Consider the following 16,423-nt stretch of genomic DNA (forward strand, 5'->3'; position numbering starts at 1 on the left):
AATTAATCTTCTGCTACAAAAGGTAGTAACCCTATATGACGAGCTCTCTTAATAGCTAGGGTAAGTGTACCTTGGAAGCGGGAAGAGACACCTGTAATTCTTCTAGGTAAGATCTTACCTCTTTCCGTAATGAATTTTTTTAAAGTTTCCGTATCTTTATAATCGATTGTTTTCCAACCTGCGGAAACAAAAGGGCATTTTTTATTAAAACGCTTCCTTCTGTGTTCATTATTATGAACAGGCTTATTCATGTTTTCTCCTTAAAAAATTATTCTGGTAATGATGCGAACTCTAAAACTTCTTTAACCGCATCAGTTTTAAGGGTTAAGAATCTAAGAAGATCTTCATTAAGATGATATTCTTTCCATAATTCGGCTATTACTCCAGGAACTACTGTAAAATAAATAAGATAGTAGTAACCCTCTCTAGCTCCACGAATAGTATACGCTAATTTTTTGCGTCCTTGATCATGAATTTTTAGAATTTCACCACCATAATTTGTGATACCTGAAGTTACCTTCTCCAAAGCCTTGCGTCTAGCTTCCTCGCTCAGAGTAACGCTAAATACATACGCCCCTTCGTAAAGTTGGGCTCTTTTTTCTTTCATTAAAAACTCCTAAACATAGCTAGAGTAGTGTATTTCCCTAAGATATCCTAGTCTATAAAAATTACTTATAGGATTCCTTAGGCAGTTTGAGTCCCAGAACACCATTGAGAAAACAACGCACTGGCCTCGATAAATAAAGATTGTATTCCAATCTGTTCTTCTTCAGTAAACTGTCCGAGAACGAAGTCTGACAACTCTACATCTTCTCTTTGAGGTCGACCTATACCTAAACGCATTTGCCAGTAATCATTCGAACCTAAGCTTTGCGTGATACTTTTTATCCCCTTGTGACCACCGCCTCCTGCGTTCTGGCGGAGACGCACGTTACCGAAAGGTTGATTCACGTCATCAGCGAGAACTAAAATATGGTCCGTCGCAATATTATAATATTCCTTAACTGCTGAAACAGCCTTACCGCTTAGGTTAACATAAGTCCTAGGCTTAATAAAAACCATGGGGCCTTGTGGCGATTCCACCTTGGCAATATCAGAAAATAATTTATGAGCTTCTTTAAACTGAGCTCTAGAAAATCCTTGAAGCAGCTTGTCTACAAAGAGGAACCCTATATTATGCCGCGTCCATGTATATTGACGCCCCGGATTCCCTATGGCAGCAATCAGCATCGTCATAATTAAAATTATCTTCTAGATACTGTTACAACAACTTCCTTCAAAGAAGTAACCGGACGAAGTCCTGCAGGGATATTAATATCAGCCAGCTTCCTTGTCTGAGATAATCCCAACGACCGAACATCCAGTTCTAAGCAAGGTACAATATCTTTAGGTTTACATACGACGCGTAAAGCACGGATAACTTGTCTTAAGGATCCACCTAATTTAACGCCAACACAATCCACAGCATTAATGCAGCGAATTGGAATATTTAATTTCACATCACGATCTTCTATAAGTTCTTCAAAATCTAAGTGAATTACTCTGTATGAGGTAACTTGATATTGAATATCTTTAACTAAGGCCTTAATCGTACGACCTTCGTAAGATAAAGAAAAAATTGTAGAAGATAGCGCACCGCTTTCTAGACCAGATAAAAATTTACTAAATACGTGAGCGTCAACAACGATATTAGCTAAGCTCTTTCCGCCTGAATAAATAACAGCAGGGATTCCTCCTGTTTGACGAATTTTTTTAAGCAAAGATTTTTTATCAGTCTCGCGACTTGTAACTACGAGCTCCATAATGTGCTATTCTCCATAATCTTGAGCTAAAAGAACCCTCAGCCAAACACTGACTCCTAGAGCTAAAATGTGTTTTACTGGGGACCGTCGACTGTCATCTCTAGAACATATATCTGAACAGTTTTCGAGGCAAAATTATAGCTCTATCTCGGAAAAAGTCAATCTTTTCCCTAAAATGAGATTTTCCTTAACAAAACAGTAAAAAATGACGTGGATAATAAAAAAAAGAAATAACAAGAAACCTTGGGGTGAAAGGATTCGAACCTCCGATGCACGGTACCAAAAACCGCTGCCTTACCGCTTGGCTACACCCCAGCATCAGGCTACAGTTTATCTAATCTTCAGTTTTTGAAAATAGGAAAATTACAAAGTCATTAAGAATTTTACCATAACGTCAAACTATTGCGTCAAAAAATAGGCCTTTTCGTCTTGTGATTTTTGTTCTTTGCTTGGTATGACGCATAGATAAGTTGTGAAAAGAGAGAGTCATGAAAATCATACAAGCTACAGTTGAGTTTGCTCCTTTTATTAAAGCTGGTGGTTTAGGTGATGCTGTTTATGGTTTATCAAAAGCATTATCTGTAAATCATGATATTGAAATATTACTTCCTTTTTTCCCCCTCATAACTCCCTCTTTCTCCTCTCAAGTAATTGATGAGAAAGTTTTTTCTTATGAATTTTTAGGAAGACAGAATGCCTCTTCTATTTCCTATTCCTATGAACGGATGATTCTTACAATAATTAAATTGGATTCTCAATTAGATCTTTTCTCAACATCGACTATCTATACTCAGGACGACACATTACGTTTCAGCGCTTTTTCGGCTGCGGCAGCAGCCTATATTCAAAAATTAGAATGTGTTGACATCGTGCATATGCATGATTGGCATGTGGGACTCTTAGCAGGACTTTTAAAAGAACCTAATCTCCCACATTATCCAAAAAGAATTTTTACAATTCATAACTTTAGTTATCGGGGTTATTGCAGTACACAATTACTAGGAGCATCTGGAATCAGTGATTTCGGGTTAAGTAACTATCAATTGTATAGAGATCCGCAAATAAGTGTATTACTCAAAGGTGCTCTATATTGTTCTGATTATATTACAACTGTATCCCCTACATACGCTCAGGATATGCTTAATGATTATTCTGATTATGAAATGCACGATGCTTTGATGGCTAAACGTCATGCTTTCTGTGGGATTTTAAATGGTATAGATGAAGATATCTGGAATCCCGAAACAGATGCCTCTTTGATTGTGAATTATGGTAAGGATTTACTTGAAGCTCCTGATATCTTATTCACAAAGAAAGAAGAAAATAAAATAGCGTTGTATGAAAAATTAGGACTCTCTTCTGAATATTCTCCTTTGATGTGTGTAATCTCTCGTATCGTAGAGCAAAAAGGTCCTGAGTTTATGAAAGCAGCTATTCTTCATGCCATGGAAAATAGCTATTCCTTAATTATCGTAGGAACATGTTTTGATGAAGAAATTCAACGCCAATTTACAAATCTACAAGAATCGTTAACAACTTCTCCAAATATCCGAATTATCTTAGATTACAATGATCCTTTAGCCCGATTAGTTTACGGGGCTGCGGATATGATCTGCATTCCATCGCATTTTGAGCCTTGTGGTCTCACTCAACTCATTGGAATGCGTTACGGAACAGTACCCTTAGCTAGATCTACTGGAGGTCTTGCTGATACTGTTGTTACAGGAATTAATGGCTTTACCTTTTCCCAGACAGATAATTTTAACGACTTTCTTCGCATGCTAACTCTAGCAGTTACTACCTACAGAAACGAACCAGACGTATGGTTCCAAATTGTAGAAGAAGGTATGTTGCGGTCTTCAGGACTAACAACAATGGGTATGCATTATTTAGGAATCTATAATTCTCTATTATGATCTTTAGATTTCCCTCTTTGTAATACATGATTTTTATTCACCCAGAAGTATTCAACTCCTGAACATACAGAATAAATAGCAACGATAGAGCCTACTACCGAAGCGAATAATTCCAAATCACTTTCAGAAATCATTCCTAGTGAGTGAGGAATCATAGCAAGTAAAATCAATAAAAAACTTATACCTTGTAAAATAGCTTTTAATTTTCCGCTCGCCCTAGCTGCAAGGACAACTCCTCGAAAAGCACATACCGTGCGTAATGTACTAATTACAGAATCTCTAGCTAAAAATATAAAAACAAGAATTAAAGGGAGATTCACAGGGGGCTGAGTGAATGTTAGATAGAGAGAAATTCTATAAATACTATCCGCCATCGGATCAAGAAGCTTCCCCAAATCTGTGACTTGAGAAAATTTCCTAGCTATATACCCATCAATAGCATCTGTAAGCTCTGAGAGCCCTAAAAGAGAGAGTAAAACATATGGAAGAACTACAGGAGTAATTCCGAGCCACTTTCCTTTAAGATAGAGTAGCATGAAAATTGGCGTTATAAATAGCCGGGAAAAAGTTAGATAATTAGGCAGTCCCACCCCATACCTCTATCAAAAAATTACTTAAACCGGAACCTCAGCACTAAACGAATGCTTAAAAAACAAATTAAATAGATAAGAATTAGAGCGCAAGTACTGAATGTTATAATGATAAAAAAACTATTTTTTGAAGACGGTATTTTTTCTATAGGACGCTCCCTAGTTCCTCTCTTAGTATTGTTTGTTTTTATTTGTAGTGGTATCTTTGCCTTTATTCCTAGAAAAAATCTATATTTCAGATGTCGTCTGATATTTGGATAAACAGATTTTTTCAGACCTTATTTGTTATCGGAGTTTTATCATGTCACAACCTCTTACTTTACAAGCTATGATTGCTAAAATTTTGCAGTTCTGGAGCGAACAGGGGTGTGTGATTCATCAGGGTTATGATTTAGAAGTAGGTGCGGGGACATTTAATCCAGCAACTTTTCTACGCGCTTTAGGACCTGAGCCCTATAAAACTGCATATGTGGAGCCCTCAAGACGCCCTCAAGACGGTCGTTATGGCATGCATCCTAACCGCTTACAAAACTACCATCAGCTTCAAGTGATTCTTAAACCTGTCACCACAGACTTTCTCTCTTTGTATAAAGAGTCTTTGCAGATTATTGGTTTGGATCTTCGTGAACATGATATTCGTTTTGTTCATGATGATTGGGAAAATCCTACGATTGGTGCGTGGGGTTTAGGTTGGGAAGTATGGCTAAATGGCATGGAGATTACCCAGCTAACCTATTTCCAAGCTATAGGAAGTAAGCCTCTCGATACGATTAGCGGGGAAATTACGTATGGCATTGAGAGAATCGCCATGTATTTACAGAAGAAAAATTCTATTTTTGATGTATTATGGAATGACGAGCTCACCTACGGGGACATTACTCAAGCTTCTGAAAAAGCATGGAGTAAATATAATTTCGATGTCGCGAATACACAAATGTGGCTAAAACATTTTGAAGATTTTGCTCAAGAAGCACTCGCCACTTTAGATCAAGGTCTACCAGCTCCTGCTTACGACTTTGTCATCAAAGCATCCCATGCTTTTAATATCCTTGATGCCCGGGGTATAATTTCTGTTACAGAACGTACACGTTACATTACTAGAATTCGTCAATTAGCCCGCGCTGTTGCGGATGGTTATGTAGATTGGCGAGCTTCTTTAAATTACCCATTGTTGCACAAGTGGGGTGCTCATAAAGATATAACCTCACAGACTCTTCCCTGCCCTAAAGTTGCAAAAGCAGAAAATTTTTTATTAGAAATTGGCTCTGAAGAATTGCCTGCAACCTTTGTTCCCATTGGAATTCAACAGTTAGAATCTTTAGCAAAGAAGCTTTTGTCTGATTATAATATTAGTTATGAAAGTCTGGAGGTCTTAGGATCTCCAAGAAGACTTGCTCTACTAGTTTACAAATTAGAACCCACAGCTGTGCAAAAGGCTGTTGAGAAAAAAGGGCCTGCAATCTCTTCGTTATTTAATGATTCCGGAGAGGTTACTGCACAGGGAGAACAATTTTTTACTTCTCATAATGTGCCTATCCATCATTACAATGATCTCTCTCAATACTCTCTATTCGAAATCCGTGAGATTAATTCTGTAAACTATCTATTCCTTCTACATCCTGAAAAGCATAAAGATACCGCAATAATCTTAGCTAATGAATTACCCAAACTAATTCATTCTATGAAATTCCCCAAGAAAATGGTCTATGACGATAGTGGTGTAGAATATGCACGACCTATCCGCTGGATAGTGTCCCTATATGGAACATCTATTCTTCCCTTCTCTTTTGGAAAAGTAACAGCTTCAGACACATCTTATGGTCATCGACAATTAGATCCTAGAGAAGTTCCTATTCCTTCTTGTGAACATTATGTTGATACTTTACGCGATGCTTGTGTCATAGTTTCACATAAAGAACGTCGAGAAATTATCGAACAGGGATTAAAATCACATAGTTCTAATAATATCTCTCCGATTGCGAATCCTCGTTTACTTGAAGAAACAGTTTTCCTTACTGAACATCCTTTTGTTACATGCGCGCAGTTTGATCAAAAGTTCTGTGCCCTACCTAAGGAATTGTTAATCGCTGAAATGGTAAATCATCAAAAATACTTTCCCACACAAAACACTGCGGGCGAAATTACTAATCAGTTTATTTTGGTATGCGATAATTGTCCCAATGACATTATCATTGAAGGAAATCAAAAAGCCCTAACTCCCCGCCTTACTGATGGCGATTTTCTTTTTGCTCAGGATCTGAAAACATCATTAACTACCTTCGTGGATAAACTCAAAGCTGTTACCTACTTTGAAGCTCTCGGTTCCCTTTATGACAAAGTAGAAAGATTAAAAGCTCATAAAGAGATTGTTTATCCACTTATGCCCTTATCTTCTCAAGAAGATATAACAACAGCAATAGAGTTTTGTAAAGCAGACCTGGTCTCCGCTGTTGTTAATGAATTCGCAGAATTACAAGGAATCATGGGAGAATACTACCTAAAACATGCTGGGCTATCCCATGCAGCTGCAGTAGCTGTGGGAGAACATTTATGCCATATTACCGATGGTCAAACAATCTCCACTACAGGAACATTACTAAGCATAATAGATCGTTTTGATAATTTACTTTCTTGTTTCATCTTAAATCTACGGCCCACCTCATCTCATGATCCTTATGCTTTGCGCCGTCAATCTTTAGAGATTCTTACATTGTTACATGCTTCAGAAGTGTCTTTAAATCTCGAGAACCTCTTACATCATTTAGCAGATAACTTCCCATCCACTGTTCAAGAAACTACCTGGGACAAACCCGCGACTATCCGTGATATTTTGGCGTTCATCTGGGGAAGATTAAAAACCTTTATGGCTTCTTTAGGATTTAGCAAAGATGAAATTGCTACTGTATTTTCTGATACTTCTGAGAAGAATCCTGTAGAGATTATAAAATCAGCAAAAGGAATTCAGAGTATAAAAAATAGTCAGAAAACTGTTCTTGAAAAAATCACAACGACCCATAACCGTTTGAAAAAAATCTTAGCCTCTTTGAAATTCTCTATAAGCACGCATACGCAGACTCAACTTGAGATGCAAGAATCTCGGCTTAAAGCCGCCCTCGATCACTTTGATGCGTCTGTAAAAATAAAGGATAGTAAAGAAGACTACTTCCTAAGTCTTGGAGAACTTACTGATAGCATCAATATATTCTTAAATGAAGTACATGTTACTAGTGGAGATGAAGAGTTGAAAAACTTACGTATTCATCTATTGTTGACTGCTATGGAGAAATTTTCTCCCTATTGTTGGGAGGCACTAAAAACATAAAACTATCCCTAGGCATAAAAAAAGTGGCTCTATAGATTTTATCTACGGCCACTTTCTCACTTCTCTCATCTCAATACATAGATCTTAAAGATTAAGTTCAGTGATATCTAGAAGTGTTTCCTGATCTGTTTCAACTAGGATAGTTACCATGAGGAGCCCGGAATTTTCAGGAAATTCTGAACCAGGGAATCTATTCTTGAAATCGTCAATCGCAGAAGAATCTTTCTCATCCCCATCTTTAGGTTGTAAAACAACTATAGCCGCCATATCCTCTAATGAAAACCCAAAGAAATCACTAAGATCCAATCCATCCGTGATAAGTTCATCTAACACCTCTTTGTGAGTATCACTCATCAAAACAATAACTAAAGGAATATTTTCCTTCTGAGCATGTGTTAGAGCTTCGTCATAGTTTTCAAAAACATGAGAAGTAGAACTTTCTAAAGTTACAGGACAACTTGTTTCTTCAGTAGCTTGAACAAGCTGACATGGGATTAACAAACATGATAATAAAGCTAATAAGATACGCATAAAACTACTTTTCCTAATTAAAATGCCTCCTAGGATACCACGAGACATAGAAAAAAGATATCCCGATTTTAAAATTGAAATGTCGGGATACCGATAGAAAAAAAGATATTTTATTACTAACGCACAGAGATAATAGGTTTTATAGAATTTTCCAAAGGTACTTCGATTGGTGCAATATCCATAATTTTTTCATCATTATCAGTGACAGAAATAGTCACTAGGTATGTTCCTTCGAGAGGTTGAACTTCTGGAAATTGCTTTTTAAATTCTGCAATTTTAGCAAGCATTGGATCAGGAACTGGTGGATAGACTAATAAATTAATACCCGTAGGGCTCAATACAACAAACTTTGCGTATTTATTGAGAACAGATTCTTCCATATTTATAGCTATGCTGTATAGCGGTTGAAATGCTATTGTTTTTTCATCGCTATATAGGACAATCATAGTATTTTTGCCGTCTTGTCTTATCGACACTAAGCAATCAGTATAAGAATAAAATATAGAAGGGTGTTTCACTGAAAGGTCTTCGACCTGCTGGTCTTCTTCTTTCAATGATGTAGAAGTTTCTCCTCCAATGGCTGGTAGGGCTAACAACAGTGAGAGTATGGATAAAAAGATGTGCATAAGGCACCTCCATTGCTAGTTTTTTGGAAACATTGGGGGAAGAATATCAAAGCCTTAGTTTTAAGGATAGTGCATTCTAATTTTAAAATAGTAATGACTTAGATTATCTAATCAAAATAAATAGAAATAAAGCGTGTGTTATTAATTATCAGGCGCATAGAGAACTATACACCTGATAATGCTAGAACATAGAAATTTATGATTTTGAATCTACAGAAAGTGGGGTGGGAATATTAAGAACCCTCTCCACTCTATCGTGGCCTTTAGCATCTATAGTAACAAGGATCACACAAGGCTCTTGAAGATCTAATTCCCAAAAATGGTCCTGAAAATCAGCCATATATAAGACCATGGGATCCAGTTTAGGATAGAAATCCTTAGGGCTAACGAAGCCTGGTTGCATAACCACAATATTAAATACATTAGCTAAATCAATGGGGAAACAAAGATTTTTAGTGATGTCTGTCCATACTTTTTTTGAAGTCGGATTAAAGTACACGAATATACAGCACTTACCGCTATCTTTAGCGTTTTCTAAAGCTGCAGGATATGAATAGTATAATCTTTCGCCATTAGAAAGTTCAAGGTACCTTGGAGGAGAGAATTTATCAGAAACAGTATCTTCCTGACCTCTTAAAGGCAACTCTTTACCCCAAGTAGGTAGAGATGCTAATACAAAAAGAACAAAGCAATAAAAACGCATAAACCTATTCCCCGCTTATCAAAATTCACAAAACATACCGGACCAGGATTTCTAAGCAATCACCAGCCTCTCCGATATTCCGCAAGCAAAGATAAAATAACGGGGATATAAAATCACTACTACTTGTAGAAATAACATTACAAAATACGAGAAGAGACTCTAGATTACGCTATTTCTTGCTATCAATGTCTCTAGTTCTACAGCCTGTTGATTTTGCCATTCTTGAAGCAAAACAGAAGCTCCATAACCAAAGCCGGCAGCCTTAGCAAGCTCGCCAGCACGGCCAGCTAAAGAACCACAACGCGCAGCCGCTAACCCCACGGCTTCTGAGACAGTAATGCCTCGTGTATGATTTGATTCTGTTATCATGCTTCCGGAGCACAGAGCCCAGGCAAGTATTGGCAAAAGAAACTTAAAAGTTCTCATAAAAACCAACAAATTAATAAATTAACAAGGCAATATTTTATATTAAACTTATTAATTTTTCAATCTTTACAAAAAGTTAATAATTCTTTTCGCTGATATAAATATCTTAAGATGAAACCATATAGCTAACACTCCTGAGGATCTAGGAGGGTCACTATAATCCTGTCTTTCCGTAAACGTACATAATCTTCAAGAATAGAGAGTTTTTGTTCCTGAGAATTTTTTGACTTTCCTGAGAGAGGGTGCCGTTGTTCCCTCCACTGACGATCTGCTAGCTTTTGTAAAGATTGTACAAATACAGTCTCAAGATAATCGGTATTCATGCGTCGTTTTATTAGAAGCTCTATAATTACTTTATCTTCTAACAATGATAAAGCTTCATCAAAAGGAAGGTTACTATGATGTTTTTCGTAATATTCAATCAGATGGGAAAATAGCTTCCTACATTCAGGATGTTTGAAATCCATGGCTGTGAAATAATTTTTCGCCGTATGAGGAATGCTAATGTTATAGGTTTTACAAAATAGCATGCATCGCAAAACATCGGTTTCGATAATTATATCGGAATGAATTTTTGGTAGTTTCTCTTTATTAGCTACGGAAGTTTTAGCCGGCGTGATTCCAGATTCTAATTTTGCTAAGGAAAATACCATACTTTCCGGAATCATCATTAAAGAAGCTAATTGCTTGAGGTGTTCATATACAACAATAGGATTCCCCCATTTTTTAATTTGCGTAATGCTCTCTTCTATTACTAAGGCTTTTTCTCTAGGGGAAAAATTTGGATAAACACGAATTTTTTCACTAATGAGGAAAGTAAGATAATCCTCACTTTGATCCAATAACTCTCCAAGCAGTCGAGCTCCTTTATGCATTAAAAAGGAATCAGGATCCTCACCTTTAGGAAGACGACAGACCATAACAGCAATACCCACTGTCTGACACATGTCTCCAACACGAACAGCGGCTTTTATTCCAGCATCATCGCCATCAAAAAGTAAATAAGCTTTAAGAACCCCTAACTTGCTTAATTCTTTTATGTGATCTTCAGTAAAAGAAGTTCCTTGAGCCGCAAGAGTGCAGTTAAATCCCGAATCTATCATCTGCAAGCAATCAGCTTGACCTTCAACTAAAATGACGCGTTTTTCTTTGGCTATTCTTCGTCGAGATAGATGCAATCCAAAAAGAGCTCGGGACTTTTTAAAAATAATAGTTTCAGGAGTATTTACATATTTACTCCCTCGTGTATTTTCCAAAAATTTTCTAGATGAAAACCCTATAGTATGTCCTAGAGAATCATGAACAGGGAAAATGATTCTTCGAGAAAATAAAAACCATTTATTGCCTATAAAGCCTGCATTCTCGAGTTGTGGTTCGGAAATATCTCTTTCCCGCATTGCTTGGATAAACAAGCTTTGCTCTGGAGCATAGCCTAAGTGAAAACGATCTATAGTATCTGGAGAGAACCCTCGACGATATAGATACTGCAAGGCATCTCTACCCTCAGCAAGTTGATACAAGCAAAAACGAAAAAGTTTTTCTGCCTCACTATTAATTTGACGCAATTCATCTTTAGCTCCTGTAGGGAATGGGGATGGCGTGTCCTTAATTTTGACAACAAGATCTATATGAAATTTCTTTGATAAAGTGAGAACAGCCTCACTAAATGTATATCCAAGATGATTCATTAAAAAACTAATAGCATCACCGTGAGCCCCGCAACCAAAACAATGGTAGTAGGCTCCTGTTGGATTAATAATAAAAGAAGGCGTTTTCTCTACGTGAAAAGGGCAACACGCTTTATAGGTAGCTCCGCTTCTTTTTAAATGGAGGTGTTCCGAAAGCACTTCGATAATATCAATGCTGTGTCTAAGATTATCTAAACTTTCTTCTGTATACATAAGTTATAAGCTTGGCTGTTCTTTGGTTATGCCATATTCACTGCTTTAAATGAAAGACAGCTCATTTTGTGAATTAGCAATCAATCAAACTCCAGACGAAACCCATCTTGATCCTGAAGAATAAATATAGTAATCTACCTAGCTAACGCATAGGAAAATTCGGCAAAATCTCTATGGTCTTTTACATGAGTTTGCTAATCTAACCAACAGTTATTGAATTTACGGAATGCAACATTTCTAAGTTGTTTTCCACTCGACTAGGTTAATCTCTAGATAATATTTTTCCTCACAAAGAAGAACTATGACATCAAAAAAACCTACACCTATGATGAAGCAATGGCATGAATGTAAGGAGCAAGCTGGGGAGTCTCTCCTTCTCTTTCGCATGGGGGATTTTTACGAGGCTTTCTATGACGATGCGATTTTGCTCTCTCAAAATTTAGATCTCACCCTTACACAAAGGCAAGGAATCCCTATGAGCGGAATTCCTGTATCTACAATAAATGGGTATATAGATCGTTTGGTAAGCAAGGGATTTAAAGTCGCTGTTGCTGAACAGCTTGATGAAACACATGACAATAAGGGGAAATCTGAACCCCTATCTAGAGAACTGCAAAGATTTGTCACCCCAGGAACATTACTCTCCTCTTCCTTACTCCCAGAAAAAGCAAATAACTACATTGTCTCTATTAATCGTGTTGGCGCTCTATTTGGATTTTCGTGTCTGGACTTTTCTACAGGATCGTTTCTATTACAAGAATACGACAATATGAAGGATATCATTGATGAAATCTGTCGTCTAGCTCCTACAGAAATTTTAAGCTGTGCTAAATTCTATAAAAAACATTCTGATATTGTAGAGCAAATCCAGCAACATTTAAAACTTACCTTGTCTACCTATTCTGATTGGGCTTTCGAACATCAATTTGCCACACAAAAATTATCTTCTCATTTCAAAGTATCGTCCCTGGATGGTTTCGGGCTCAAGGGTTTAGTTCCCGCTATTAATGCTGCTGGAGCCCTACTTTCCTATCTTCAAGACAAACTTCTTTTACCTGTTGAACATATTTCCATACCTAAAACACATGGACACCAAAAACACCTTCTCATAGATACTGCGTCTCAGATAAATCTTGAGCTTTTAAATCCAATTCACGATCCTCAGGGGAAGAGCTCTCTTTTACATGTTATGGAACGCACCTGCACTCCTATGGGAGGCAGATTATTACGCCATACCCTAGTAAATCCTTTTTATGATCAAAATGAAATCTTATTACGTCAAGATGCTGTAGAGTTTCTCTTGAATCGTCCGGAACTAAGAAAAAATCTAAGAGCTTTTCTCTCTCAAGTACGCGATTTAGAACGTTTAATTACGAAGGTCACTACGGCATTAGCAGGTCCTAAAGATGTAGGCATGCTTCGCGATTCATTAAATGCGAGTATGCGTATTTGTGAAATACTTTCCCCTCTATCCTTACCAGAATTCTTCCAGGGGAAATTTATACCTGTTATCGGTATAGCTTCTCTTTTAGAATTGCTTTCCGAAGCACTTTTAGGAGAACTACCTTTAAAAATCTCTGAAGGAAATATTTTCTCTGATGATCATCATCCTGATCTTAAACGACTACGTTATACTCGTGAGAATTCCAAAGAATGGCTGTGGCAATATCAAGAAACCATTCGCAAGCAAACGGGAGTTAAAAAACTAAAAGTTTGCTATTCTCAAGTTTTAGGCTATTACATAGAGGTAAGCAGTGACTTTGCTCCTCTATTACCTAAAGAATTTATTCGGCGACAATCACGTCTCCATGCTGAGCGCTTTACAACAGAAAAATTACAGGAATTTCAAGATGACATGCTCAATGTCTCTGATAAATTGCAAACGCTAGAAACTCAATTATTCAAAGATTTGTGTTCGCAAATTCTAAAACAACGCGATGCTATTCTTGCTTTATCCCAAGTAATAGCAGATACAGATTACGTTCTCTCTCTTTCTGATCTTGCGGCAGAGTATGGCTATTGTCGTCCTGTTGTAGATACTAGTGGTTCTCTATCTATATCAGGAGGGATTCATCCTGTTGCACAAACTCTATTAGATAGAGGGACTTTTATCCCCAATGATATAAAAATGCACAGTGCACGAACCCGAATGATTTTAATCACCGGACCAAATATGGCTGGAAAATCCACATATATTCGACAAATCGCTCTGCTTGTCATCATGGCACAAATGGGCTCATTCATCCCTGCAAGGTCAGCACATATTGGAATGATTGATAAGATCTTCACGCGTATAGGAGCCGGAGATAATTTATCTAAAGGAATGTCAACATTTATGGTGGAAATGGCAGAAACTGCCAATATCCTACACAATGCTACCGATCGTTCTTTGGTCATTCTTGATGAGGTCGGTCGGGGAACAAGCACCTATGACGGTTTGGCAATTGCACAATCTGTTGTAGAATATCTCTTATTCACTGAAGGCAAAAAAGCTAAAACCCTATTTGCAACGCATTATAAAGAATTAACCAATTTAGAAAATCATTGCCCACATGTAGAAAATTTCCACGCAGGTGTGAGAGAAAATGGTGGACAACCTGTATTTTTATATGAAATTCTTAAAGGGTCTTCCCAGAAAAGTTTCGGAATACATGTTGCAAAACTTGCTGGCTTTCCTCTTTGTGTGATATCGAGAGCACAACAGATCTTACGTCAATTAGAAGGTCCGGAAGTAACTTCTAAACAAACCCAAGAAAAAGTACAGCAGCTCACGTTATTTTAACTATGCATGTCAAGGATTTTACTCCGAAACTGATTCCCACATCTCCAGGTGTTTATCTCATGAAAGACAGTTCCGGAGAAGTATTGTATATCGGAAAGGCAAAAAATTTACGGAATCGCATAACAACGTATTTTCAGAAACAAGGGGATTCTAGAGAAAGAATCCCTTTCTTAATGAAGAAAACAACCGATATAGAAACAATTTTAGTTTCTAATGAAACCGAAGCTCTTCTTTTAGAAAATAACTTAATCAAAAAATATCATCCGAAATATAACGTACTTTTAAAAGATGATAAGACCTTTTTCTGTCTCGCAATATCTCTAACACATCCTTGGCCAAAAATAGATGCTATCCGCACCAAGGCAGTTACATCTTCAAAAAAACAGATAATTTTTGGCCCGTACGTAAGTGGGGAGGCCTGTCGAACCCTTTTAGAAGTTATCAATCAATGGTTTCCCTTACGCACTTGTTCCAATCAGGAATTCTCTTCGAGAAAACGTCCATGCATCCTTTATGAGATGAAACGGTGCTTAGCACCCTGTGTAAATTTATGTTCTCACGAGGAATATGAAGAGACTTTGGAAAAAGCCATACTATTTTTAAAAGGTAAGGTCTCAGAAATCATTCAAGATTTAGAAAAATCTATTGAAAAGGCCTCTCAAGAACAAAAGTTCGAACAAGCAGGAGTTTATTATCGTACGTTAAAGCTTATTCAACAGGCTATGGTAAAACAGCATGTAGAAAAGTTTCATTTTCAAAACCTTGATGCTATTGGTCTGTATAGAAAAAACCGAGAAACAGTTATTACTGTTTTAACAGTGCGTTCAGGAAAATTACTTGGAGCTCGTCATTTCCCATTTTCAGAAAATGCTCAGGAAGATACTGATTTGCTGTCCTCTTTTATTTTACAATACTATGCAAATCAACCACAGCCCCCCAAAGAAATTCTTACTCCTATTCCTCTAAATATCCCCGATCTTCCATATCTATTAAACAAAGATGCACCTCCACAATTACGCTCTCCGAAAACAGGTTATGGGAAAGAACTACTAAACCTAGCTAAAAACAATGCTAAAGTACATGCGGAAACGGCCATACAATCTTCGGGACTACCTTATGAAGAGATGAAAAAAATTCTAAAATCACCAGATTACCCTTATCGCATAGAATGCTATGACAATGCTCATCTACAAGGTTCTCATGCTGTTGGGGTATATATTGTCTACGAGAATGATGCTTTATCTCCAAAAAATTATAGAACATTCTCTATCTCAACTTCTGCGCATAATGATCTAGGAGCTTTCCATGAAGTATTATCCCGTAGATTTAATTCACTCACTTCTTCTCTTCCGAATATGATTGTCATAGATGGAGGCCGGACACAATATTCTCAGGCAAAAAAAACATTAAAAGAACTTAATCTTACAGGGATTCAGGTTGTCTCCATAGCTAAAGAAGCAAGCAACCATAGCAGCTCGTTAAGAAACGAAAAATTATTCTGCGACACTTTCCCTCAAGGAATCCATTTATCTGCAACATCCAAGCTTTTACAATTTTTTCAAAAACTTCGTGACGAAGCACATAGATTTGCAATCAGTAGACATCGGAAAAAACGAAATAAAGATCTCTTATCACCTCAAGAGAAAATTCCAGGAATTGGAGAAATAAAAAGGAAGCGTTTACTACAAAAATTTAAAAGCTGGAAACAAGTTATGAAAGCCTCCCAGGGAGAGCTTGAAACTATCCCTGGGCTAACGAAAAAAGACATTAAACAATTGCTGGCTAAGCAAGCTGAGAAGACAGAGTCTACTGAAGACTGAAAAG

14 protein-coding genes and 1 tRNA gene are annotated in these 16,423 nt (G+C 37.2%); 4 read left to right on the forward strand and 11 right to left on the reverse strand.

What is annotated here, in order from left to right:
• Positions 1–2: 2 nt before the first annotated feature.
• From rpsR to C10C_RS04150, 5 genes are all read right to left on the reverse strand, one after another.
• On the reverse strand, positions 3–251 hold the full coding sequence (rpsR, locus tag C10C_RS04130; RefSeq protein ID WP_011006772.1) for a 30S ribosomal protein S18: 249 nt from the start codon (positions 249–251) through the stop codon (positions 3–5).
• Between the two features lie 17 nt (positions 252–268).
• Positions 269–607 (reverse strand): 30S ribosomal protein S6, encoded by a 339-nt coding sequence (rpsF, locus tag C10C_RS04135; RefSeq protein WP_117274566.1) that lies wholly within the window; start codon positions 605–607, stop codon positions 269–271.
• 77 nt (positions 608–684) lie between these two features.
• The gene (gene pth, locus C10C_RS04140; protein WP_117274567.1) at positions 685–1,236 is read right to left on the reverse strand and encodes an aminoacyl-tRNA hydrolase; all 552 of its coding nucleotides are present in this window, start codon (positions 1,234–1,236) and stop codon (positions 685–687) included.
• An 8-nt stretch (positions 1,237–1,244) separates the two neighbouring features.
• Positions 1,245–1,802: a 50S ribosomal protein L25/general stress protein Ctc gene (locus C10C_RS04145; protein WP_117274568.1), complete on the reverse strand. Its 558-nt coding sequence runs from the start codon at positions 1,800–1,802 to the stop codon at positions 1,245–1,247.
• Between the two features lie 243 nt (positions 1,803–2,045).
• A tRNA-Gln gene (locus C10C_RS04150) sits at positions 2,046–2,117 on the reverse strand.
• 173 nt (positions 2,118–2,290) lie between these two features.
• Between C10C_RS04150 and glgA the strand changes: the two genes are divergently transcribed.
• A complete protein-coding gene (gene glgA / locus C10C_RS04155) occupies positions 2,291–3,718 on the forward strand; it encodes a glycogen synthase GlgA (protein ID WP_117274569.1) in 1,428 nt (475 codons plus the stop codon).
• On the opposite strand, the gene pgsA is transcribed toward glgA, so the two are convergent.
• Positions 3,700–4,308 carry a CDP-diacylglycerol--glycerol-3-phosphate 3-phosphatidyltransferase gene (gene pgsA, locus C10C_RS04160; RefSeq protein ID WP_117274570.1) on the reverse strand — a complete coding sequence of 203 codons (609 nt, stop codon included), beginning with the start codon at positions 4,306–4,308 and terminating at the stop codon, positions 3,700–3,702. The genes glgA and pgsA overlap by 19 nt on opposite strands.
• A gap of 301 nt (positions 4,309–4,609) precedes the next feature.
• On the opposite strand from pgsA, the gene C10C_RS04165 reads away from it, so the two are divergent.
• Positions 4,610–7,630: a glycine--tRNA ligase gene (locus C10C_RS04165; RefSeq protein WP_117274571.1), complete on the forward strand. Its 3,021-nt coding sequence runs from the start codon at positions 4,610–4,612 to the stop codon at positions 7,628–7,630.
• Between the two features lie 84 nt (positions 7,631–7,714).
• Here C10C_RS04165 and C10C_RS04170 read toward each other — a convergent pair whose 3' ends face one another.
• The 5 genes from C10C_RS04170 to dnaG all read right to left on the reverse strand — a co-directional run bounded on the left by C10C_RS04170 (position 7,715) and on the right by dnaG (position 11,817).
• Positions 7,715–8,209: a CT795 family Sec-dependent secreted effector gene (locus C10C_RS04170; RefSeq protein ID WP_231913635.1), complete on the reverse strand. Its 495-nt coding sequence runs from the start codon at positions 8,207–8,209 to the stop codon at positions 7,715–7,717.
• 68 nt (positions 8,210–8,277) lie between these two features.
• On the reverse strand, positions 8,278–8,787 hold the full coding sequence (locus C10C_RS04175; RefSeq protein ID WP_117274572.1) for a CT795 family Sec-dependent secreted effector: 510 nt from the start codon (positions 8,785–8,787) through the stop codon (positions 8,278–8,280).
• 196 nt (positions 8,788–8,983) lie between these two features.
• Positions 8,984–9,490, reverse strand: coding sequence for a CT795 family Sec-dependent secreted effector (locus tag C10C_RS04180; protein WP_117274573.1), 507 nt, complete (start codon positions 9,488–9,490; stop codon positions 8,984–8,986).
• Between the two features lie 159 nt (positions 9,491–9,649).
• The gene (locus tag C10C_RS04185) at positions 9,650–9,916 is read right to left on the reverse strand and encodes a hypothetical protein (RefSeq protein WP_174222236.1); all 267 of its coding nucleotides are present in this window, start codon (positions 9,914–9,916) and stop codon (positions 9,650–9,652) included.
• 125 nt (positions 9,917–10,041) lie between these two features.
• Positions 10,042–11,817 carry a DNA primase gene (gene dnaG / locus C10C_RS04190; RefSeq protein WP_117274574.1) on the reverse strand — a complete coding sequence of 592 codons (1,776 nt, stop codon included), beginning with the start codon at positions 11,815–11,817 and terminating at the stop codon, positions 10,042–10,044.
• A gap of 301 nt (positions 11,818–12,118) precedes the next feature.
• Here dnaG and mutS point away from each other — a divergent pair, with 301 nt between their 5' ends.
• Positions 12,119–14,599 carry a DNA mismatch repair protein MutS gene (gene mutS, locus C10C_RS04195; protein WP_117274575.1) on the forward strand — a complete coding sequence of 827 codons (2,481 nt, stop codon included), beginning with the start codon at positions 12,119–12,121 and terminating at the stop codon, positions 14,597–14,599.
• A gap of 2 nt (positions 14,600–14,601) precedes the next feature.
• Positions 14,602–16,419 carry an excinuclease ABC subunit UvrC gene (gene uvrC, locus C10C_RS04200; protein WP_117274576.1) on the forward strand — a complete coding sequence of 606 codons (1,818 nt, stop codon included), beginning with the start codon at positions 14,602–14,604 and terminating at the stop codon, positions 16,417–16,419.
• Positions 16,420–16,423 lie beyond the last annotated feature (4 nt).

Origin of the sequence: Chlamydia poikilotherma, from assembly GCF_900239975.1 — a bacterium.
GTDB classification, from domain to species: domain Bacteria; phylum Chlamydiota; class Chlamydiia; order Chlamydiales; family Chlamydiaceae; genus Chlamydia; species Chlamydia poikilotherma.

Coding starts and splice junctions, on each gene's coding strand:
- C10C_RS04175 (WP_117274572.1), bottom strand. CDS start 8,787: ATGCACATCTTTTTATCCATACTCTCACTGTTGTTAGCCCTACCAGCC.
- rpsF (WP_117274566.1), bottom strand. CDS start 607: ATGAAAGAAAAAAGAGCCCAACTTTACGAAGGGGCGTATGTATTTAGC.
- mutS (WP_117274575.1), top strand. CDS start 12,119: ATGACATCAAAAAAACCTACACCTATGATGAAGCAATGGCATGAATGT.
- pth (WP_117274567.1), bottom strand. CDS start 1,236: ATGACGATGCTGATTGCTGCCATAGGGAATCCGGGGCGTCAATATACA.
- C10C_RS04185 (WP_174222236.1), bottom strand. CDS start 9,916: ATGAGAACTTTTAAGTTTCTTTTGCCAATACTTGCCTGGGCTCTGTGC.
- uvrC (WP_117274576.1), top strand. CDS start 14,602: ATGCATGTCAAGGATTTTACTCCGAAACTGATTCCCACATCTCCAGGT.
- glgA (WP_117274569.1), top strand. CDS start 2,291: ATGAAAATCATACAAGCTACAGTTGAGTTTGCTCCTTTTATTAAAGCT.
- C10C_RS04165 (WP_117274571.1), top strand. CDS start 4,610: ATGTCACAACCTCTTACTTTACAAGCTATGATTGCTAAAATTTTGCAG.
- dnaG (WP_117274574.1), bottom strand. CDS start 11,817: ATGTATACAGAAGAAAGTTTAGATAATCTTAGACACAGCATTGATATT.
- C10C_RS04180 (WP_117274573.1), bottom strand. CDS start 9,490: ATGCGTTTTTATTGCTTTGTTCTTTTTGTATTAGCATCTCTACCTACT.
- C10C_RS04170 (WP_231913635.1), bottom strand. CDS start 8,209: ATGTCTCGTGGTATCCTAGGAGGCATTTTAATTAGGAAAAGTAGTTTT.
- rpsR (WP_011006772.1), bottom strand. CDS start 251: ATGAATAAGCCTGTTCATAATAATGAACACAGAAGGAAGCGTTTTAAT.
- C10C_RS04145 (WP_117274568.1), bottom strand. CDS start 1,802: ATGGAGCTCGTAGTTACAAGTCGCGAGACTGATAAAAAATCTTTGCTT.